This window comes from Paraburkholderia sp. SIMBA_027 (genome assembly GCF_046535315.1).
In the GTDB taxonomy this organism is placed as follows: Bacteria; Pseudomonadota; Gammaproteobacteria; order Burkholderiales; family Burkholderiaceae; genus Paraburkholderia; species Paraburkholderia tropica.
In genome coordinates, this window is sequence record NZ_JAWRWY010000005.1 from 1 (window position 1) to 21,445 (window position 21,445).

Consider the following 21,445-nt stretch of genomic DNA (forward strand, 5'->3'; position numbering starts at 1 on the left):
GTGCGGATTGCCCGTGTGAAAGTAGGTAATCGTCAGGCTTCTTATGCAGTACGTCCAGAACCCCGGCTTCTCCAGAAAGAGAGCCGGGGTTCTGGCGCTTGGGCGTGGGAAATACGCGTACCCTGGGCAGAAAAAAGCCGCCTCAAGGGCGGCTTTTTTGTTTCCACACGACACAGCAAACTACGCAGAAGAACTACTTCTGCGCGAGAAATTTCGTCGCCAATTGCACCCAATACGACGATCCGACCGGCAGCAACTGGTCGTTGAAGTCATAGCTCGCGTTGTGCAGCATGCACGGACCTGCGCCGTGTCCAGACTCGCGATGTCCACCGTCGCCGTTACCGAGAAACGCATAGCAGCCCGGCTTTTCCAGCAGCATGAACGAGAAGTCTTCGGCGCCCATCGTCGGCTCCACGCTCGCGTCGACGCGAGCCGCGCCCACCACCTCGCGCATCACCTCGGCGGCAAATTGCGTTTCCGCGCTGCTGTTCACGGTGGGCGGATAATTGCGATGGAATGTGATCTCGACCGAGCAGTCGTACGCATCGGCCGTGCTCTCGGCGATCTTGCGCAGTCTCGACTCGATCAGATCAAGCGTTTCCGTCGTGAAGGTGCGCACCGTGCCCGCAATCCACGCCGTATTCGGCACCACGTTCACGGCATCGCCCGCATGAATCTGCGTGATCGACAGCACAGCGGTATCCAGCGGCTTCTTGTTGCGCGTGATGATGCTTTGCAGCCCGTTGGCGATCTGCACTGCGGTGAACACCGGATCGCGCCCGTTGTGCGGCAGGGCGGCATGCGAGCCCACGCCTTTGATTTCGATTCGGAATTCGTTGCTCGACGCCATGATCGGCCCTTCGGTCACGCCGAAGACACCAGCGGGCATGCCAGGCCAGTTATGAATGCCGAATACGGCATCGACGGGAAAGCGCGTGAAAAGACCGTCGTCGATCATCGCCTTCGCGCCCGCGCCGCCTTCCTCGGCGGGCTGAAAGATGAAGACAATGGTGCCGTCGAATGTGCCATGCCGGGCGAGATATTGCGCGGCGCCCAGCAGCATGGCCGTATGTCCGTCGTGGCCGCACGCGTGCATCTTGCCGTCGTTGCGCGAGCGATGATCGAAGGTGTTCAGTTCCTGAATCGGCAGCGCATCCATATCGGCGCGCAGGCCGATCGAGCGTGCGCCGTTGCCGCGTTTGAGCACGCCGACCACGCCCGTCTTGCCCAGACCGCGATGCACCTCGATACCCCATTCGGCCAGTTTCGACGCCACGAGATCGGCGGTCTGGCTTTCTTCGTAGCGCAGTTCCGGATGGGCATGGATCGTTCGTCGTAAGCCCTGGATTTCGCCTTGGGCGGCCTGGATTTCCGGGATCAGTTTCATGGCGGGCAGTGCTCAAAAAGTGGGCGCCCGGCGATCAGGCCGGGTCTAGACGAACCATTCTACGCCGAAGCTTTTTTTTCGCGCTCCAGCCCCCGGCGCATGGCGGTTGGGTGCGCTGCGCATAATAAAATCGCAGTACTGACACCTTGCCGCACCCACGGAATCTCTCATGAACGCCCGAGCCGACTTTGCCCGCGCCGTCTGTCCCCACGACTGCCCCGACACCTGCGCGATGCGCGTGACCGTCGAGAACGGCAAGGCGATCAAGGTGAGCGGCGACCCCGATCACGCGCCGACGCAAGGCGTGCTCTGCACGAAGGTCACGCGCTACGCCGAACGCGTGCACCATCCGAAGCGTCTGACGCAGCCAATGAAGCGCGTCGGCGCCAAGGGAGAGGGGCGTTTCGAGCCGATTACCTGGGACGAGGCCTGCGCCATCGCGGCCGAGCGGCTCGGCGAGATCGCGCAGCGCGCGCCTGAGGCGATCCTGCCGTACAGCTATGCGGGCACGATGGGGCTCGTGCAAGGCGACAGCATCGCGCAACGCTTCTTCCACAAGCTCGGTGCGTCGCGGCTCGATCGCGCGATCTGCGCGGCGGCCGGCGCGGCGGGCCTGCGCTACACGTATGGCTCGAGCCTCGGCATGCTCACCGAGCACTTCGCGGAAAGCGAAGTCATCCTGATCTGGGGCGCGAATCCGATCGCGTCGAATCTGCACTTCTGGACCCGCGCGCAGGAAGCGAAGCGCAACGGCGCGAAGCTGATCGCGATCGACCCGTACCGCTCGCTGACCGCCGAGAAGTGTCATCAGCACATCGCGCTGAAGCCCGGCACCGACGGCGCACTCGCGCTCGGCATGATGCACGTGTTGATCACCGAAGACCGGCTCGATCACGACTACATCGCCGCGTACACGCACGGCTACGAGCCCCTGAAAGCGCGCGCGCTGACTTACACGCCCGCCCGCGTCGCGCAGATTTGCGGCATCGAGGAACAGACCATCGTCGATCTCGCGCGCCTTTATGCGTCGACACGCAAGGTCGCGATCCGCATGAACTACGGTCTGCAACGCGTACGCGGCGGCGGCAACGCGGTGCGTGCGATCGCCTGTCTGCCCGCGCTCACCGGTGCGTGGCGCGAGCGTTCCGGCGGCGTGCTGCTGTCGTCGTCGGGTTGGGCGCCGGTCGATGCTCACGCGCTGCAGCGTCCCGACCTGATCCCGGGTTGGCCGAAGCATCAGCCGCGCATCGTCAACATGAACCAGATCGGCGACGCGCTCACGCATGCGGGCGACACCGCGTTCGGTCCGAAGATCGAAGCGGTCGTGGTCTACAACTCGAATCCCGTTGCCGTCGCGCCGGACTCCGCGAAGGTGGCGACCGGCTTCGCGCGCGACGACCTGTTCACGATCGTGCTCGAACAGTTCCAGACCGATACCGCCGATTACGCCGATCTGTTGCTGCCCGCGACCACGCAGCTCGAACACCTCGACGTGCATAAGTCCTACGGCCACACGCACGTGATGGCGAATCTGCCTGCAATCGCGCCGGTGGGCGAGGCGCGTCCGAACACGGAAATTTTCCGCTCGATTGCGCGCGCGATGGGCCTGACCGAGCCCGCGCTGTTCGAGAGTGACGAAGAGGTGGCGTCGCGTGCATTCGACTGGCGCGATCCGGCCTTCGACGGCGCGAACTGGGACACGCTCAAGCAGAACGCGTGGATCAAGCTGAATATTGCCGATGCGCCGTTCGCGCACGGCGGCTTCCGCACGCCGACGGGCAAGTGCGAGTTCTACAGCGAAGCGCTCGCGCAAGCGGGCCTCGATCCGCTGCCCGACTATCTGCCGCCGCACGAGTCGGCCGACGGCGCGCCCGAACTCGCGGCGCGTTATCCGCTGGCGATGATCTCGCCGCCCGCGCGCAATTTCCTCAACAGCACCTTCGTGAACGTCGAGAGCCTGCGCGCCACCGAAGGCGAACCGCACATCGATCTCAATCCCGCCGACGCCGCCCTGCGCAATATCGTCGACGGCGATCAGGTTCGCGTCTTCAACGATCGCGGCTCGATGCGTGCGCGCGCACGCGTGTCCGAACGCGCGCGCGAAGGTCTCGTGGTCGGCTTGTCGATCTGGTGGAAGAAGCTCGCGCCCGACGGTCGCAACGCCAACGAGGTGACGAGCCAGGCGCTTACCGACCTCGGCAATTCGGCGACGTTCTACGACTGCCTCGTCGAAGTCGAGCGCGCGTAAACCCTGGCCGAAAGGGTTGGAGGGCGCTTTCTAACTCGCTGATTCCCGTAAGAAAAACACGGTCGCCGTGCTACGATCCATTTTTTAGCACGACCATTCGAAAATATAGAGGAGGAGACGCCGCATGGAAAAGGTCTGGCTGAAATCGTACCCGCCGGGCGTGCCCGCCGAGATCGACGCGAGCCAATACGCGTCCATCACGGCGCTGCTCACGGAGAGTTTCAACGCGAATCGCGCGAAGCCCGCGTTCGCCTGCATGGGCAAGGCCATCACCTACGGACAGCTCGACGAGCTGTCGAAGCGGCTCGCCGCCTGGTTCCAGTCGCGCGGCATCGCGCCCGGCGCGCGCATCGCCATCATGATGCCCAACGTGCTGCAATATCCGGTCGCGCTCGCCGCGATCCTGCGCGCGGGCTACGTGGTCGTGAACGTCAATCCGCTTTACACGCCGCGCGAGCTCGAGCATCAGCTCAAGGACAGCGGCGCCGAAGCGATCATCATCCTCGAGAACTTCGCCAACACGCTCCAGGCCGTGATCGCGCAAACGCGCGTGAAGCACGTCGTGGTCGCGTCGATGGGCGATCTGCTCGGCGCGGCGAAAGGCTTCATCGTCAATTTCGTCGTGCGCCGCGTGAAGAAGATGGTGCCCGCGTGGAGTCTGCCCGGTCACGTGCCGTTCAAGGCCGCGCTCGCGGCCGGCGCGCGCCAGAGCTTCAAGCCCGTCGAGCAGAAGCCCGACGACGTCGCCTTCCTTCAATACACGGGCGGCACGACCGGCGTATCGAAGGGCGCGACGCTGCTGCACCGCAATCTGATCGCCAACGTCCTGCAGTCGGCGGCGTGGACCGAGCCTGCGCTCGCGCGTCTGCCGGCCGGCGTGCAGCCGGTCACGGTCGCGGCGCTGCCGCTCTATCACGTGTTCGCGCTCACCGTCTGCGGCTTGCTGACGATGCGCACGGGCGGCCTCGCGATCCTGATTCCGAATCCGCGCGACATCGCGGGCATGATCAAGGAACTGCACGGCTATTCGATTACGACGTTCCCGGCGGTCAACACGCTCTATAACGCGATTCTCAATCATCCCGATTTCGACAAGCTCGACTTCTCGCATCTGCTGGTCGCGAACGGCGGCGGCATGGCGGTGCAGGAAGCGGTTGCGAAGCGCTGGTACGAGCGCACGCAAACGCCGATTGTCGAAGGTTATGGGTTGTCCGAAACATCGCCGAGCGTGACCTGCAACCCGACCACGGCCACCGAGTACACGGGCACGATCGGGCTGCCGCTGCCGTCCACCGAAATCTCGATTCGCGACGACGACGGCAACGAACTGCCGATCGGCGAAGCGGGCGAGATCTGCATTCGCGGACCGCAGGTGATGGCGGGTTACTGGCAGCGTCCGGAAGAAACGGCGAAGGTCATGACTGCCGACGGCTACTTCAAGTCGGGCGACGTCGGCGTGATGAATACGCGTGGCTATATCAAGCTCGTCGACCGCAAGAAGGACATGATTCTGGTGTCGGGCTTCAATGTCTATCCGAACGAAGTCGAGGACGTGGTCGCGAAGCTGCCGGGCGTGTTCGAGGTGGCGGCCGTGGGCGTGCCCGATCAGCATTCGGGCGAAGCGGTGAAGCTCTATATCGTCAAGAAGGATCCGGCGCTCACCGACAAGGACGTGTTCGACTACTGCAAGACGCAGCTCACGGGCTACAAGCGTCCGAAGCTCATCGAGTTCCGCAACGATCTGCCGAAGAGCAACGTCGGCAAGATCCTGCGTCGCGAATTGCGGGACACGCGCGTGTCGTAACAGCGCGGCGCTCGCAGCGTTCGTGAAAAAAGCCTGCCCGAAAGGGCGGGCTTTTTTTATGCGCCGCATCAAAGAAAAAAGGCGCCCGCGGGCGCCTTCGAGACTACTACGGCTGTTCTTCTTAGAACTTGTGACGGATGCCGACGCGGGCCGTGAACTGGTTCTGGTTCGACGAACCCGACAGGCCGTTGATGCCAGCCGTCGCGTCGACCACCTGACCTGCGTAGTTCAGCGTTTCGCCCAGCGCATGCTGGTACACGCCGATCACGTAGACGTCGGTGCGCTTCGACAGGAAGTAGTCGACGCCGACTGCGCCCTGGTGGTACTGGGCACGCGAAGCGCCGTTGATCGACGCGCCGCGCGTGTAGTCGTACGCCGCGCCAACCAGCAGAGCCGGCGTGAGCTGGTACTTGAAGTTCACTTCGGCGTTGTTGAACGTCGCCGACTGGCCGCGGTAACCGGCGATCGCTGCGTTCGAGTACGACGAGCCGAGGTTCGCGAAGCGGATGTTCGAATACGTCAGGCCGAACGTTGCTGCGCCGAACGTGTACGCGCCGCCCGCACCGATCACCTGGTACGTGTTGGCCGAAGCGAAGCCCGCGTAGACCGGCGAGCTCACGGCGTAGCCCGAAGCCGCGGCGCCCGTGTTCGCAGCGATCGTGCCGCCGTTGTTGAAGAGGCCGCCCGAGGCTGCCGGCGTGCGCGCGTTCAAATAGGCGAGGCCGAGGGCCAGCGGGCCGTTGTTGTAGCCTGCGCCCAGCGACCAGATCTGGTTGTGGGTGAAGTCGCCCGCCGTGCCGCCGAAGCTGTACGTGCCGCCAAACGTCAGGCCAGCGTAGTTCGCGCTGGTGAACTTGATCGTGTTGTTGGTGCGGTACGCGTTGTTGAAGTTGTCGATGTCGCCCGGGTGAGCCGCGATGTAGCCACCCCACTGGTCGCCCGCTTCGAGCGGACCGACGTAGTCGACGACGGAGTCGTACTGACGACCCAGCGTGACCGTGCCGATCTGCGTGTTGCTCAGGCCGACGTAGGCTTGACGACCGAACATCAGGCCGCCTTGACCGAGCTTGCCGTTGTTCACGTCGAAACCGTTTTCGAGCACGAAGACCGCCTTCAGACCGCCGCCCAGATCCTCAGCGCCGCGCAGGCCGAAACGGCTGCCCTGCAGCACGCCGCTCGAGAGGTTGTACAGGTGCTTGCCGCCCGAGTTCGTGTTGATGTTGAAACCTTCGTCGATGATGCCGTACAGCGTGACACTGCTCTGTGCGTGAGCAACGCCCGCGAACGCGCCCAGCGCAGCAAGCGCGAGAAGCGACTTCTTCATTGAATGATCTCCAGTATTTTGCGAATCTTTTATGCGTCTTTTTACAAGGCCGATTCTTATGTAGTGCGATGTGTCGTGCTGTGGCCTTGCGTGTCTAACTTCGCGAGAAGTTGCACGTAATGTAACAAAAGGGTTAGGGGTGACAAAGGAAAAGGCAGGACGCTCCTAAGTACCTGTTTCGTTTACACAACATGGTCTAGAATATGCGCCGGGTATCGGCGCTGCCCCTGATTGACGGCGCGGCGAGAGTTCCTGTAGTGCTTTTTTAACGGCCGGTCGGTCGGCGAATGCGAGATGCTTATCAGACGCATTTCGCGCCAGGTCGTCGGCGCTCGGGGTCGTGTTTTGGCTGTGCTTTTGCCGTGCTGTTTGCAGTGCGCGAGGAGGGAGGTTGGATGACGCTTGACGAGTTGATTACCGAATTCGATCGGGGCCTGCGCTCGATCACTGGCGTGTCGCGCATGTCGCGGCCCATCCCTCAGCCTTCCCCCGAATCGGCCGCGGCGCGCACGCGCGCGCAAGACGTCGCACTCGCGGCCGGCGACGAATCCGAAGTCGCTGGCGTGGCGGCGGTCGGCACCGCGCCCGGCGAGCTCACGGCCGCCGAGCGTTCGCACGCGGCGGGCCTCATGCGCGTGAATCACGTGGGCGAAGTTTGCGCGCAGGCGCTTTATCAGGCGCAGAAGATCGCCACGCGCTCGCCGTCGCTGAAGGCCGCCTTCGAGCACGCCGCGCAGGAAGAGGAGGATCACCTCGCCTGGACCGCGCGCCGTCTGGAAGCGCTCGATTCGCGTCCGAGCCTGCTCAATCCGCTCTGGTACGCGGGCGCGCTCGCGATCGGCTTCGCGGCGGGCCGTCTGGGCGACCGGGTCAGTCTCGGCTTCATGGCCGAAACCGAACGCCAGGTCGAACATCACCTGGACAGCCACCTCGACGCCTTGCCGCCCGCCGACCTCGAATCGCGCGCCATCGTCGAACAGATGCGCACCGACGAGATCGCCCACGCGCGCTCGGCCACCGACCTCGGCGGCATCGAATTGCCGCTGCCGATGCGCTCGCTCATGCGCGCCGCGTCGAAAGTCATGACGCGCACGGCCTACTACATCTAGTGATTTTGCGCGGGCAGGTGGGAGACGCCCGCCCGCGCGATTACCGCCCCTTTAGCGCATTTAGCCTTTCGCTTTAATCCCCGCCAACGCCCCGCACCACCGCGATTTTCACCGCCTATTTCACGTATCACCTTCACAACCTGCGTTAGCTCATTCATTCATAACGGTTTTTGGCTTTGCGCCTGACTTGAACAAGTGCCGCTAAGTCCTTGTTCTAGCGGATAAATTTCGTCAAAAAACGCGCCAGCCACCTTGACCCTCGTTGGGCCTTCCTCTAAAGTGGGAGACAGTGTGAGAAAGTGTATTTTTGTGTGATTCCAGATACGTATTCGGGTAAATTTCCTGAGATTTAGACGGGCGGCGATCGGCGCCGCGTGAGGGGGAGCAAATTGTTCCAGGGGGCGTCGGCGCTGACACTCGATGCGAAAGGACGGATGTCGATTCCGTCTCGCTATCGGGACGCGCTGCAACAACAGGCAGAAGGCCGGGTGACGATCACCAAGCACCCGGACGGCTGCCTGTTGCTATTTCCGCGCCCTGAATGGGAAGTCTTCCGCGCGAAAGTCGCCGCATTGCCGATGGACGCCCACTGGTGGCGCCGCATTTTTCTCGGTAATGCGTCCGACGTCGACCTCGACAGCGCGGGTCGCGTGCTCGTCTCTCCCGAATTACGTCTCGCAGCTGGTATGGAAAAGGAAGTCATGCTGCTCGGCATGGGTAGTCATTTTGAGTTGTGGGATGCGCAAACCTACGCCGCGAAGGAACAGGCGGCGATGGCCCAAGGCATGCCCGACGCCTTGAAGAATTTCACGTTCTGATCGCGGTTTAAAACGCTATGGCATCTGCGATGGGACAAGGATTGCAGCATCGCACGGTGCTGCTCGATGAAGCGGTCGATGCGCTCGTGACGCGCGCGGACGGCGTCTATGTGGACGGCACGTTCGGTCGCGGCGGGCACAGTCGCGCGGTTCTCGGCCGGCTTTCCGAAGCCGGGCGCCTGATCGCGTTCGACAAGGACCCGCTGGCGATCGCCACGGCCGAACAGGTCGGCGACGCGCGGTTCTCGATCGTGCACGAGAGTTTTGCTTCACTGCGCGACGCGATGGCGGAGCGCGGGGTAGGGCGTGTGTCGGGGATTTTGCTGGACCTGGGCGTGTCGTCGCCGCAAATCGACGACCCGGAGCGCGGTTTCAGTTTCCGCGCCAATGGTCCGCTCGACATGCGGATGGACCCGACGCGCGGCGAGTCCGCCGCTGACTGGCTCGCGCGGGCCACGTTGCAGGAACTGACGGAGGTGATTCGAGATTATGGGGAAGAACGGTTTGCTTTTCAGATTGCAAAGGCGCTTGTTGCTCGCCGGGCAGAGTCCGACCGTCTCGGGCCTCTCGACAGCACGGGCGAGCTTGCCCAAATCGTGGCTAACGCCGTCAAAACCCGTGAGAAGGGTAAGGACCCGGCAACCCGCACCTTTCAAGCTATACGGATTCACGTCAATCAAGAGCTTGCGGAGCTGCAGGTCGTTCTAGAAGCAGCGCTGGCGTTGCTGGAGCAGGGAGGGCGGCTCGTGGTCATCAGCTTCCATTCGCTGGAAGACCGAATCGTGAAGCGGTTCATGCAGGCGCACGCCACCGCGCCCGCGATCGATCGCCGCTTGCCGATCCGCGCCGTCGACCTGCCCAGCCCGCCGTTGAAGCTGCTCGGCCGCGTGTTCGCGAGCGACGAGGAAGTCGCCGCGAATCCGCGCGCCCGCTCGGCCGTGATGCGCATCGCGGAGCGCGTCACGCCATGAACCGCCTGAACATCTTCCTGCTGATCGTCGTCATGGGTTGCGCGTTGTCGGTCGTCAACGCCACCAATCAGCAGCGTCAGATCTTCATTCAGTTGCAACGCGCGCAGTCGCAGGAGCGTCAGCTCCAGCAGGACTACGCGCAACTTCAGTATCAGCAGAGCGCGCTGTCCAGAACGTCGCGCGTCGAACAGATCGCTACCGATTCGCTCAAGATGCAGCCCGTGACGACCGGACGCACGCAATACCTGACGCTCGCACCGGGCGCGGCCACCGCTGTGGACGCGCCCGTGCCCACGTCCGCGCCGGCGCAGGGCGCGGCGGCGGCCAACCGTCGCGGAGGCGCGCGATGAAAAAGGGCAACAGCCGCAAGAGCGTCGCCTTCACCGCGAATCCCATTCTCTCCGTGCGCCTGCCGATGTGGCGCTCGAAGCTCGTCGTCTTCATGCTGTTCATGGCGTTCGTCGCGCTCGCCGCGCGCGCGTTCTGGATCCAGGGACCGGGCAACGCCTTCTATCAGAAGCAGGGCGAAAGCCGCTATCAGCGCACCATCGAACTGCCCGCCACGCGCGGCAAGATTCTCGACCGCAACGGCCTCGTGCTCGCCACGAGTCTGCCCGTGCGCGCGATCTGGGCGATTCCCGAAGCCGTGCCCGACGACCTCGGCGCCGACAAGCTCGCGCAGCTCGGCAAACTGCTCGGCATGACGCAGCAGGAACTGCGCAAGAAGCTTTCCGAAGACAAGACTTTCGTCTATGTGAAGCGCCAGGTGCCGCTCGACATCGCGCAGCAGATTACGGCGCTCGACATCCCCGGCATTTATCAACGCAACGAATACAAACGTTTTTATCCGGAAGGCGACGTCACGGCCCACCTGATCGGCTTCACCAATGTGGAAGACGAAGGGCAGGAAGGCGTCGAGCTGTCCGATCAGAAAATTCTTGCCGGCATGCCCGGCATTCGTCACGTCATCAAGGACCGGATGGGCCACATCGTCGAAGACGTCGACGAAACGGTCGTGCCCCACGATGGTACGGACGTCGAACTGTCGATCGACAGCAAGATTCAATACATCGCCTATTCGAACCTGAAGGCGGCGGTGGAGAAGTTCAAGGCCAAGGCCGGCGCGGCGATGGTGGTGGACGTGCGCACGGGCGAAGTGCTCGCGCTCGTGAATTACCCCACGTACAACCCGAACGACCGCTCGCACCTCACGGGCGAGCAGTTGCGCAACCGCATTCTCACCGACGTGTTCGAGCCGGGCTCGATCATGAAGCCGTTCACGGTGTCGCTGGCCCTCGATCTGCACCGCGTCTCGCCGACTACACTGGTGGATACGGGTGCGGGCCACTTCACGCTCGACGGCGCGACCATCACCGACGACGCCGGTTTCGGCGTGCTGACGGTGGGCGGCGTGATCCAGAAGTCGTCGAACATCGGCGCGACCAAGATCGCGATGACGCTCCGGCCCGAAGAAATGTGGAACATGTACACCAGCATCGGTCTCGGGCAAGCGCCGAAGGTCGGGTTCCCCGGCGCGGCGCCGGGCCGGCTGCGTCCGTGGAAAAGCTGGCGCCGCATCGAGCAGGCCACCATGTCGTACGGTTATGGCCTCTCGGTGTCGCTGTTCCAGCTTGCGCGCGCGTACACGGCCATCGCGCACGACGGCCAGATTCTGCCGGTGTCGATCTTCCGTCATCCCGGCGACGACCAGCCCGTGGTCGGCACGCAGGTGTTTGCGCCCACCACCGCGCGCGAAGTGCGCACGATGCTCGAAAGCGTGGTGTCGAAGGACGGCACCTCGCCCGACGCGGCGGTGCCTGGCTATCGCGTGGGCGGCAAGTCCGGCACGGCGTACAAGCACGGCCCGCACGGCTACGACCATTCGAAGTACCGCGCGTCGTTCGTCGGCATGGCGCCGATGCCGAACCCGCGCATCGTGGTGGCGGTGACGGTCGACGAGCCGACGGCGGGCAGCCACTTCGGCGGCGCGGTGTCGGGGCCGGTGTTCTCGGGCATCGTCGGCGACACCTTGCGCTCGCTCAACGTCCCGCCGGATATGCCGGTCAAGCAGCTCGTGGTCTCGGATGATAGCGCCTCCGCGCCGGCCGCCGCGAACGCGCCCGCCGGTCCCACGAAGCGCGTCGCGAGTGCGGCGCCTGTCCTGAAAACCCCTGTCGGCGCGCATCACATGACCGTCGCCGACAACGCGAAAAACCGTCCCGGAGTCGTCCGATGAGCGCCACGCGCAATCAGCATCCCGCGCACCGGCAGATCGCGGACGCGCTCGCCTGGCTGCGCGCGCGCATCGCGCCCGCCGCCAATCTGCACGCCGACACGCGTTCGCTCCAGCCGGGCGACGTGTTCCTCGCCTACGCCGTCGAAGGCGCGGACAACCGTCCGCACATCGAAAGCGCGCTTGCGCGCGGCGCGGCGGCGGTCGTCTATCAGCCGGAAGGCTATGCAGGCACGTTCGACTTCTCGCAGGCGCAAAACGCGCTCGCCGTGCCGCAGCTCGACGTGGTCGCGGGCGAGATCGCGAGCGGCTGGTATGGCGATCCGAGTGACGCGATGCTCGTGGTCGGCGTGACCGGCACGAACGGCAAGACTTCGTGCAGCCAGTGGATCGCTTCGGCGCTCACGGCCATCGGCCAGAAGTGCGCGATCGTCGGCACGCTCGGCAGCGGCTTTGTCGGCCAGCTCGTGCACACCGGTTTCACGACGCCCGACGCGCCGCAACTGCAGCGCTCGCTCGCGCAACTGCAGCAATCGGGTGCGAAGGCGGTTGCGATGGAAGTGTCGTCGCACGCGTTGCATCAGGGGCGCGTGAACGGCACGTCCTTCGACATCGCCGTGTTCACGAATCTGACGCAGGATCATCTCGACTATCACCGCACCTTCGAGGCGTATGAAGCCGCGAAGGCGCGTCTGTTCGCGTGGCCTGGTCTGCGCGCGGCGGTCATCAACGCCGACGACGCAGCGGGCCGCCGCCTGATCGCCGCCACGCGCGGCACGGCGCGCACGATCGCGTACGGCGTGGAAACGCCCGCCGCCGATGCGCCGGCCGCCGACGCCTGGCTGCGCGCCACGAACGTGCGCGCGACCGCCACGGGCACCGCGTTCCATCTGGAAACGTCGGACTGGGGCGAAGCGAACGTCGAAGTGCAGACGCTCGGTCTCTTCAACGTCAGCAATCTGCTCGGCGTGCTCGGCGCGCTGCTGGCGGCGAACGTGCCGCTTCTCGCGGCGCTCAACGAAATCGCGAAGCTGCAGCCGGTGAACGGCCGCATGGAGCGTCTCGGCGGCCGCACCGATCACGACGAGCCGCTCGTGGTGATCGACTACGCGCACACGCCCGACGCGCTCGAAAAGACGCTCGACGCGCTGCGCCCGATCGCCGCGGCGCGCGGCGGCCAGCTGATCTGCATGTTCGGCTGCGGCGGCGACCGCGACTCCACCAAGCGTCCGCTGATGGGCGCGATCGCCGAGCGTCTCGCCGATCAGGTCGTGGTGACGAGCGACAACCCGCGCAGCGAATCGCCCACGGCGATCATCGACCAGATCGTCGGTGGCATGCGCGAGGCCGCGAAGGCGCGCCGCATCGAGGACCGCGCGAGCGCGATCCTGCAGGCGGTGCGCGGCGCGGCGAAGGAAGACGTCATCGTGCTGGCCGGCAAGGGGCACGAGGCAACTCAGGAAATCATGGGCAAGAAGCGCGCGTTCTCCGACCAGGACCACGCGCGCCTTGCGCTCGCAGCCCGACCGACTTCCGATCGGCATGGGCGCGGAGGCGGTGAATGACAATGCTTTCCCTGCGCGAAGCGGCAGCGCTGATTCCCGGTGCGAGTGTTCTCGGCGACGAGAACGCCACGTTTGCGCGCATCTCGACCGACAGCCGCACGACCGGTCCCGGCGATCTTTTCGTCGCACTCAAGGGCGACCGCTTCGACGCGCACGACTTCCTGCCCGAAGTGGCTGGCCGTCACGTGAGCGCGGCGCTCGTGTCGCGCAGCCCCGGCGACTGGCGCATTCCGGCGCTGCGCGTGGACGATACGCGCACGGCGCTGGGCGCGCTCGCACTCGGCTGGCGGCGTCGCTTCACGCTGCCGCTCGTCGCGGTCACGGGCAGCAACGGCAAGACCACGGTCAAGGAAATGATCGCGTCGATCTTCGCAGCGGCCGTCGGCGCCGAAGCGCGTCTCGCGACCGCGGGCAATCTGAACAACGACATCGGCGTGCCGCTCACGCTGCTGCGTCTGAACGCCTCGCACAAGCTGGCGGTGGTCGAGCTGGGCATGAATCATCCGGGCGAAACCGAGTTGCTCGCGAAATTCGCGGAGCCGACCGTCGCCGTGGTGAACAACGCGCAGCGCGAGCATCAGGAGTTCATGGCGACGGTGGAAGCCGTCGCGCTCGAGCACGCGAGCGTGATTCACGCGCTCAAGCCCGAAGGCACGGCCGTGTTTCCCGCCGACGACGCTTACGCAGGCATCTGGCGCGTGGCGGCCACCGGCTCGAAAATTCTCGATTTCGCGCTGCATACCGATGAACGCGCGGTCGATGCCGCGGTCACAGGCAAGCTGGTGAATGCGTCGCGGCTCGCGATCGCGACGCCCGACGGCCATCTCGAAGTGGAATTGCAGGTGCTCGGCGCGCACAACGCGCACAACGCACTCGCCGCTACGGCGGCGGCGCTCGCGGCGGGCGTGTCGTTCGACGCGATTCAGCGCGGCCTCGAAGCGTTCGAGCCTGTGAAGGGCCGCCTGCAGGTCAAGCGCGCGGCGCTCGGCGAACTCGCGGGCGCCGTCGTGATCGACGACACCTACAACGCGAATCCCGATTCCGTGCGCGCGGCCATCGACGTGCTGGCGGCGCAGGCCGCGCCGCGTGTGCTCGTGCTCGGCGACATGGGCGAAGTCGGCGACGACGGCCCGGCGTTCCACCGCGAGGTGGGCGCTTACGCGAAAGAGCGCGGCATCGATGCGCTTTATACGCTCGGCGACGCGGCGCGCGACATCACGGCGGCATTCGGCGCAGGCGCGCTGCACGCCGCCGACGCGAACGCGCTCGTGAGCGCACTCGCTGGCGCGGGCTACGGCCCGGGCGCCACGATCCTCGTGAAAGGCTCGCGCTTCATGCAGATGGAGCGCGTGGTGGCCGCACTCACGAATCCGCAAACCCCTGCACCGGACGCAGCGTCCGGCGCGCACTGAAATACGAAGGAATACAAGGCATGCTACTGGCGCTGGCGCAATGGCTGCAGAATGACGCAAGCTTCTTGCGCGTGTTCAGTTATCTGACGTTCCGTGCGGTGATGGCGACCATCACCGCAATGGGTATTGGTTTGTTCTTCGGACCGTACGTGATCCGCAAGCTCACGGCCATGAAGGTCGGTCAGGCGGTGCGCAAGGACGGCCCGCAGACTCACCTCGTGAAGTCGGGCACGCCCACGATGGGCGGCGTGCTGATTCTCATCGGCATTGCGGTGTCCACGCTGCTGTGGGGCGATCTCACGAACCGCTTCATCTGGATCGTGATGCTGGTGACGTTCGGCTTCGGCGCGATCGGCTGGGTCGACGACTATCGCAAGGTCGTCTACAAGGATCCGCGCGGCATGTCCTCGCGCGAGAAGTATTTCTGGCAGTCGGTGATCGGCCTGTTCGCGGCGGTGTATCTCGCGTTCAGCGTGTCCGAAGCGAGCAACGTGCGCGTGTTCGACCTCTTCATGGCGTGGGTGCGCAGCGGCCTCTCCATGGGCTTGCCCGCGCGCGCCGACCTGTTGCTGCCGTTCCTCAAGTCGATCAGCTATCCGCTCGGCGTGTGGGGCTTCATCGCACTCACGTATTTCGTGATCGTCGGCGCGAGCAACGCCGTGAATCTGACCGACGGCCTCGACGGCCTCGTGATCATGCCGGTCGTGCTCGTGGGCGCGTCGCTCGGCGTGTTCGCCTACGTGATGGGCAGCTCGGTCTACTCGAAATACCTGCTGTTCCCGCACATCGCGGGCGCGGGCGAACTGCTGATCTTCTGCTCGGCGATGGGCGGGGCAGGGCTCGCGTTCCTCTGGTTCAACACGTATCCCGCGCAGGTGTTCATGGGCGATGTGGGCGCGCTCGCGCTCGGCGGCGCGCTCGGCACGGTGGCGGTGATCGTGCGTCAGGAAATCGTGCTCTTCATCATGGGCGGCATTTTCGTCGCGGAAACGCTCTCCGTGATGTTGCAGGTCACCTGGTTCAAATACACGAAGAAGCGTTATGGCGAAGGCCGCCGCATCTTCAAGATGGCGCCGCTGCATCACCATTTCGAGCTGTCCGGCTGGAAAGAGACGCAAGTGGTCGTGCGCTTCTGGGTCATTACGCTGATGCTGTGTCTGATCGGTCTGTCGACGCTCAAGCTGCGCTGATCCGCAGCCGCGCGAAGCAACAGTCTTTGGTCATCGGGTTGGTCCTCGGGTTGGTCCTTTAGGTCACTTAGGAAAGCAAGCAATGTTTGGCGAGAAGTTTCGGGATCGGCAAAAGCCGATGGTGCTCGTGCTGGGACTTGGCGAATCGGGTCTCGCGATGGCGCGCTGGTGCGTGCGGCATGGTTGCCGCCTGCGTCTTGCCGACACGCGTGAAACGCCGCCGGGACTCGCCACGCTCGCGCCCGAACTCGCCGCGCGCAATCTCGAGACCGACTTCGTCGGCGGACCGTTCACGCCCGCGCTGCTCGACGGCGTGGAGCTGGTCGCCATCAGCCCGGGCCTGTCGCCGCTGGCGGAAGACCTCGTGCCGCTGATCGCCGCCGCGCGCGAACGCGGTATCGACGTGTGGGGCGAACTCGAACTGTTCGCGCAGGCGCTGCGCCATCTCGGCGAAAGCGGCTATCACCCGAAGGTGCTGGCGATCACCGGCACGAACGGCAAGACCACCACCACGAGCCTCACCGGCCTGCTGTGCGAACGCGCGGGCAAGACGGTCGCGGTGGCGGGCAACATCAGCCCGGCGATGCTCGACAAGCTCACCGAGGCAATCGACAACACCGCGCTGCCGGATGTGTGGGTGCTCGAACTTTCGAGCTTCCAGCTGGAAACGGCGCATACGTTTGCGCCCGACGCGGCCGCGATCCTCAACATCACGCAGGACCACCTCGACTGGCACGGCGGGCTCGACGCCTACGCGGCTGCGAAGGGCCGCATCTTCGGCGCGCAGACCACGCGCGTGCTGAACCGCGAGGACGCGCGCGTGATGTCGCTCGCGAACGCGGAGCAGGTCGGCGAAGCGAAGGTCGTGACCTTCGGCGTGAACGAACCGCAACGCGCGGGCGACCTCGGCGTGCAGCGCGAGAACGGCATGTTCTGGCTCGTCCAGGCGCACGATCTCGACGCGAGCGACGAACCGGTTTCGCCGCGCCGCCGCAAGCAGCAGGAAGCGGCGCCCGTGAATCTCGCGATGAAGCGTCTGATGCCCGCCGACGCGCTGCGCATCCGCGGTCTGCACAACGCGGCGAATGCGCTCGCGGCGTTCGCGCTTGCCCGTGCGATCGACCTCGCGCCCGCGCGTCTGCTGCACGGTCTGCGTGAATATCGCGGCGAGCCGCATCGCGTCGAACTGATCGCCTCGATCGACGGCATCGATTTCGTCGACGACAGCAAGGGCACCAACGTCGGCGCGACGGTCGCGGCGCTCGACGGCCTCGCGCAACGCGCGGTGCTGATCGCGGGCGGCGACGGCAAGGGCCAGGACTTCGACCCGCTGGCCGCGCCCGTGGAGCGCTGGTGCCGCGCGGTCATGCTGATCGGCCGCGACGCGCCCAAGATTCGCGCCGCGCTGGAAAACACCGGCGTCGCGCTCAGCGACCACGCCACGCTCGAAGACGCCACGCGTGCGGCCACGACGCTCGCCGAACCGGGCGACGTCGTGCTGCTCTCGCCGGCGTGCGCGAGCTTCGACATGTTCAAGGGCTACGCGCATCGCGCGGCCGTGTTCCACGACACCGTGGAAGCCATTGCCGCTGAACGGGGGACGATGATATGAGCTGGTCCGAACGATTCGGCGGGCGGCTGTCGCGCGAAGCGAGCGGCGGTGCAACGGACGGCGCGCGCGGCGCAGGCGGCGCCAACGGCGCGCGCACGAGCGGCATTTCGAGCGTCGTCAACGGCGTGCGTCCGGCGCGCTCGCGCATGCTCGACTACGACCACTCGCTGCTGTGGGCCGTGATCGCGCTGCTCGGTCTCGGCGTGGTGATGGTCTATTCGGCCTCGATCGCCATGCCCGATTCGCCGAAGTACGCGTCGTACCGCGACTGGGCGTTTCTCGCGCGTCACATCGTGTCGCTCGTGGTCGCCACGGTCGCGGCGCTGATCGCGTTCCGCATTCCGGTTTCCGTCTGGGAGCGTTACGCGCCCAAGCTCTTTCTGATCGCGCTGGGCATGCTCGTCGTGGTGCTGATTCCGCACATCGGCAAGGGCGTGAACGGCGCGCGCCGCTGGATTCCGCTCGGCATCACCAACATGCAGCCGTCGGAAATCATGAAGCTCGCGGTGACGATCTACGCCGCGAACTACACGGTGCGCAAGCAGGAATACATGCACAGTTTCGCCAAGGGCTTCTTGCCGATGGCGTTCGCCGTGGGCGTGGTGGGCGCGCTGCTGCTGCTCGAGCCGGACATGGGCGCGTTCATGGTGATCGCGGCGATCGCGATGGGCGTGCTGTTCCTCGGCGGCGTGAACGGCAAGCTGTTCGGCGGCCTCGTGGCCACGGCGGTCGGCACCTTCACGCTGCTCGTGTGGGCGTCGCCGTGGCGTCGCGAGCGGATCTTCGCGTACCTCGATCCGTGGGACGACCGTTACGCGCAGGGCAAGGCGTATCAGCTCACGCACTCGCTGATCGCGTTCGGCCGCGGCGAATGGTTCGGCGTGGGCCTCGGCGGCAGCGTCGAAAAGCTCAACTATCTGCCCGAAGCGCACACCGACTTCATTCTCGCCGTGATCGGCGAGGAACTCGGTTTCGTCGGCGTGCTGGTCGTGATCCTGCTGTTCTACTGGATCGTGCGGCGCTCGTTCGAGATCGGCCGCCAGGCGCTCGCGCTCGACCGCACCTTCGCCGGTCTGGTCGCGAAGGGGCTCGGCGTGTGGTTCGGCGCGCAGGCCTTCATCAACATGGGCGTGAACCTCGGCTTGCTGCCGACCAAGGGTCTCACGCTGCCGCTCGTGAGCTACGGCGGTTCGGGCATTTTGCTGAACTGCATCGCGGTGGCGCTGCTGCTGCGCGTCGATTACGAGAACCGGGTTTTGATGCGCGGAGGCAAGGTATGACCGCAGCAACGCGCACGCTCATGGTGATGGCCGGCGGCACCGGGGGACACGTGTTCCCGGGGCTCGCCGTCGCGCATCGCATGGAGCAGTGGGGCTGGCGCGTGGTGTGGCTCGGCAACCCCGCGGGCATGGAAGCGACGCTCGTGCCGAAGCACGGCATCACGATGGAATACGTGCGTTTCGGCGGCGTGCGCGGCAAGGGCATCAAGACCAAGCTGATGCTGCCGCTGAACCTGCTGCGCGCCTGCACGCAAAGTCTCGCGGCGCTGCGCCGCGTGAAGCCCGACGTCGTGCTCGGCATGGGCGGCTACATCACGTTCCCGGCGGGCGTGATGAGCGCGCTCTCGGGCCGTCCGCTCGTGCTGCACGAACAGAACTCCATCGCGGGCCTCGCGAACAAGGTGCTCGCGAAACTCGCGAAGCGCGTGCTCGTGGCGTTCCCCGGCGCGCTGCCGCACGCCGAGTGGACCGGCAATCCGATCCGCGAGGAACTCGAACACGTCGTGCAGCCGAAGGACCGTTACGCGCAGCGCAGCGGTCCGCTGCGCGTGCTCGTCGTGGGCGGCAGTCTCGGCGCGGCGGCGCTCAACGAAGTCGTGCCGCGCGCGCTGTCGATGCTCGCGCCGGGCGAGCGTCCGCAGGTCGTGCATCAGGCGGGCGCGAAGCATATCGACGCGCTGCGTCAGAACTATCTCGACGCCGGTATCGAGCCGGGCGAAGCGGCGCAACTCGTGCCGTTCATCGACGACATGGCCAGCGCCTATGAGCGCGCGGATCTCGTGATCTGCCGCTCGGGCGCGATGACCGTGGCCGAGATCGCGGCGGTGGGCGTGGCGGCGCTGTTCGTGCCGTTCCCCTACGCGGTCGACGACCACCAGACCACCAACGCGGCGTTCCTCGCGGAGCAGGGCGCGGCGCGCGTGGTGCAGCAGCGCGAGCTCTCGGCAGAGGCGCTCGCGGATTGGCTCAAGCAACAAACCAGAGAATCGCTGGCGGAAATGGCAGAGCGCGCTCGCGCGCTCGCGAAACCCGACGCCGCCGATCAGGTCGCGCGCATCTGCGCGGCCGTGGCGGGCGTAAGCGCGGGAGGAAAGCAATGAAACACATCGTCAAACACATCCATTTCGTCGGCATCGGCGGCGCGGGCATGAGCGGCATCGCCGAAGTGCTCGTCAACCTCGGCTATCACGTGAGCGGCTCGGACCTCGCGAAGAACGCGGTCACCGACCGCCTCGCCGCGCTCGGCGCGCGCATCGCGATCGGCCACGACGCAGAGAACATCGAAGGCGCCAACGCCGTGGTCGTCTCCACGGCCGTGCGCAGCGACAACCCCGAAGTGCTGGCCGCGCGCCATCGCCGCATTCCCATCGTGCCGCGCGCCGTGATGCTCGCGGAACTCATGCGCCTCAAGCAGGGCATCGCGATCGCGGGCACGCACGGCAAGACCACGACCACCTCGCTGGTCGCGAGCGTGCTGGCGGCGGGCGGGCTCGACCCGACCTTCGTGATCGGCGGCCGTCTGAACAGCGCGGGCGCGAATGCGCGTCTGGGCACGGGCGACTTCATCGTCGCGGAAGCCGACGAGTCGGACGCCTCCTTCCTGAATCTCTTCCCGGTGATCGAAGTCATCACGAACATCGACGCCGATCACATGGACACCTACGGGCACGACTTCGCGCGCCTGAAGCAGGCGTTCATCGAATTCACGCATCGCCTGCCGTTCTACGGCATCGCGGTGCTGTGCGTCGACGACCCGAGCGTGAAGGAAATTCTGCCGTTCGTCTCGAAGCCGATCATCCGTTACGGCTTCGCGCCGGACGCCCAGGTGCGCGCGGTGAACGTGGTGCCGCGCGACGGCAAGATGTATTTCACGGCGATGCGCGAAGATGCGCCGTCGCTCGACATCGTGCTGAACCTGCCGGGCGATCACAACGTGCAAAACGCGCTCGCGGCCATTGCGATCGCGACCGAGCTCGAAGTGAAGGATGAGTACATCCAGAGCGCGCTGGCCGAATTCAACGGCGTGGGCCGTCGTTTTCAGCGCTACGGCGAAATTCCGGTCAACGGCGGCGGTACTTACACGTTGATCGACGACTACGGCCACCATCCGGTCGAAATGGCGGCGACAATTGCGGCCGCGCGCGGCGCGTTTCCGGGCCGCCGTCTCGTGCTGGCGTTCCAGCCGCACCGCTACACGCGTACGCGCGATTGCTTCGAAGACTTCGTGCGCGTGCTGTCGACGACCGACGCGCTCGTGCTCACCGACGTCTACGCGGCCGGCGAAGCGCCGATCGTCGCGGCCGACGGCCGGGCGCTCGCGCGCGCGATCCGCGTGGCGGGCAAGGTCGAGCCGGTGTTTATCGAAACGGTGGATGAGATGCCGGACGCGCTGGCCGCAGTGGTCCGCGACGGCGATGTGGTGATTACGATGGGCGCGGGTTCGATCGGCGGCGTGCCGGGCCGGATCGCGCAACAGGAACAAAAGGCGTGAG

General features: G+C 65.5%; 15 protein-coding genes and 2 pseudogenes. 15 read left to right on the top strand and 2 right to left on the bottom strand.

Annotated features, from left to right (window positions below; translation table 11 throughout):
• Nucleotides 1–193 precede the first annotated feature (193 nt).
• The gene (locus SB764_RS10395; protein ID WP_065060440.1) at nucleotides 194–1,387 is read right to left on the bottom strand and encodes a M20 aminoacylase family protein; all 1,194 of its coding nucleotides are present in this window, start codon (nucleotides 1,385–1,387) and stop codon (nucleotides 194–196) included.
• Nucleotides 1,388–1,556: 169 nt separating this feature from the next.
• Between SB764_RS10395 and SB764_RS10400 the strand changes: the two genes are divergently transcribed.
• Together SB764_RS10400 and SB764_RS10405 are read left to right on the top strand one after the other, a co-directional pair.
• Nucleotides 1,557–3,635, top strand: coding sequence for a molybdopterin-dependent oxidoreductase (locus tag SB764_RS10400; protein ID WP_410863497.1), 2,079 nt, complete (start codon nucleotides 1,557–1,559; stop codon nucleotides 3,633–3,635).
• 124 nt (nucleotides 3,636–3,759) lie between these two features.
• Complete coding sequence (locus tag SB764_RS10405) at nucleotides 3,760–5,439, top strand: long-chain fatty acid--CoA ligase (protein WP_074987359.1); 1,680 nt, start codon at nucleotides 3,760–3,762, stop codon at nucleotides 5,437–5,439.
• A gap of 121 nt (nucleotides 5,440–5,560) precedes the next feature.
• Here the strand turns inward: SB764_RS10405 and SB764_RS10410 are convergent, their stop codons facing one another.
• Nucleotides 5,561–6,763, bottom strand: a complete 1,203-nt coding sequence (locus SB764_RS10410) for a porin (protein WP_410863499.1) — start codon at nucleotides 6,761–6,763, stop codon at nucleotides 5,561–5,563.
• A 395-nt stretch (nucleotides 6,764–7,158) separates the two neighbouring features.
• On the opposite strand from SB764_RS10410, the pseudogene SB764_RS10415 reads away from it, so the two are divergent.
• The 13 genes and pseudogenes from SB764_RS10415 to murC all read left to right on the top strand — a co-directional run.
• Nucleotides 7,159–7,242: pseudogene (locus tag SB764_RS10415) on the top strand (demethoxyubiquinone hydroxylase family protein); the annotation flags it as partial.
• 102 nt (nucleotides 7,243–7,344) lie between these two features.
• Nucleotides 7,345–7,872 (top strand): annotated as a pseudogene (coq7, locus tag SB764_RS10420) (2-polyprenyl-3-methyl-6-methoxy-1,4-benzoquinone monooxygenase); the annotation flags it as partial.
• A gap of 389 nt (nucleotides 7,873–8,261) precedes the next feature.
• A complete protein-coding gene (gene mraZ / locus SB764_RS10425; RefSeq protein WP_027818006.1) occupies nucleotides 8,262–8,690 on the top strand; it encodes a division/cell wall cluster transcriptional repressor MraZ in 429 nt (142 codons plus the stop codon).
• 17 nt (nucleotides 8,691–8,707) lie between these two features.
• The gene (gene rsmH / locus SB764_RS10430) at nucleotides 8,708–9,661 is read left to right on the top strand and encodes a 16S rRNA (cytosine(1402)-N(4))-methyltransferase RsmH (RefSeq protein WP_065060435.1); all 954 of its coding nucleotides are present in this window, start codon (nucleotides 8,708–8,710) and stop codon (nucleotides 9,659–9,661) included.
• The gene (gene ftsL, locus SB764_RS10435) at nucleotides 9,658–10,011 is read left to right on the top strand and encodes a cell division protein FtsL (protein WP_065060434.1); all 354 of its coding nucleotides are present in this window, start codon (nucleotides 9,658–9,660) and stop codon (nucleotides 10,009–10,011) included. Before rsmH ends, ftsL begins: the two co-directional genes overlap by 4 nt.
• Nucleotides 10,008–11,897 carry a peptidoglycan D,D-transpeptidase FtsI family protein gene (locus SB764_RS10440; protein WP_065060433.1) on the top strand — a complete coding sequence of 630 codons (1,890 nt, stop codon included), beginning with the start codon at nucleotides 10,008–10,010 and terminating at the stop codon, nucleotides 11,895–11,897. Before ftsL ends, SB764_RS10440 begins: the two co-directional genes overlap by 4 nt.
• Entirely contained in the window at nucleotides 11,894–13,459 is a 1,566-nt protein-coding gene (locus tag SB764_RS10445; RefSeq protein WP_410863502.1) for a UDP-N-acetylmuramoyl-L-alanyl-D-glutamate--2,6-diaminopimelate ligase, read from the top strand. Before SB764_RS10440 ends, SB764_RS10445 begins: the two co-directional genes overlap by 4 nt.
• On the top strand, nucleotides 13,456–14,871 hold the full coding sequence (locus SB764_RS10450) for a UDP-N-acetylmuramoyl-tripeptide--D-alanyl-D-alanine ligase (protein WP_074987361.1): 1,416 nt from the start codon (nucleotides 13,456–13,458) through the stop codon (nucleotides 14,869–14,871). The genes SB764_RS10445 and SB764_RS10450 overlap by 4 nt, the downstream gene beginning before the upstream one ends.
• 20 nt (nucleotides 14,872–14,891) lie before the next feature.
• Nucleotides 14,892–16,061, top strand: a complete 1,170-nt coding sequence (gene mraY, locus SB764_RS10455; protein WP_065060430.1) for a phospho-N-acetylmuramoyl-pentapeptide-transferase — start codon at nucleotides 14,892–14,894, stop codon at nucleotides 16,059–16,061.
• A gap of 82 nt (nucleotides 16,062–16,143) precedes the next feature.
• A complete protein-coding gene (murD, locus tag SB764_RS10460) occupies nucleotides 16,144–17,673 on the top strand; it encodes a UDP-N-acetylmuramoyl-L-alanine--D-glutamate ligase (protein ID WP_410863504.1) in 1,530 nt (509 codons plus the stop codon).
• A complete protein-coding gene (gene ftsW, locus SB764_RS10465) occupies nucleotides 17,670–18,953 on the top strand; it encodes a putative lipid II flippase FtsW (RefSeq protein ID WP_074987363.1) in 1,284 nt (427 codons plus the stop codon). Before murD ends, ftsW begins: the two co-directional genes overlap by 4 nt.
• A complete protein-coding gene (gene murG / locus SB764_RS10470) occupies nucleotides 18,950–20,053 on the top strand; it encodes an undecaprenyldiphospho-muramoylpentapeptide beta-N-acetylglucosaminyltransferase (protein WP_065060427.1) in 1,104 nt (367 codons plus the stop codon). Before ftsW ends, murG begins: the two co-directional genes overlap by 4 nt.
• Complete coding sequence (murC, locus tag SB764_RS10475) at nucleotides 20,050–21,444, top strand: UDP-N-acetylmuramate--L-alanine ligase (protein ID WP_065060426.1); 1,395 nt, start codon at nucleotides 20,050–20,052, stop codon at nucleotides 21,442–21,444. Before murG ends, murC begins: the two co-directional genes overlap by 4 nt.
• Nucleotide 21,445 lies beyond the last annotated feature (1 nt).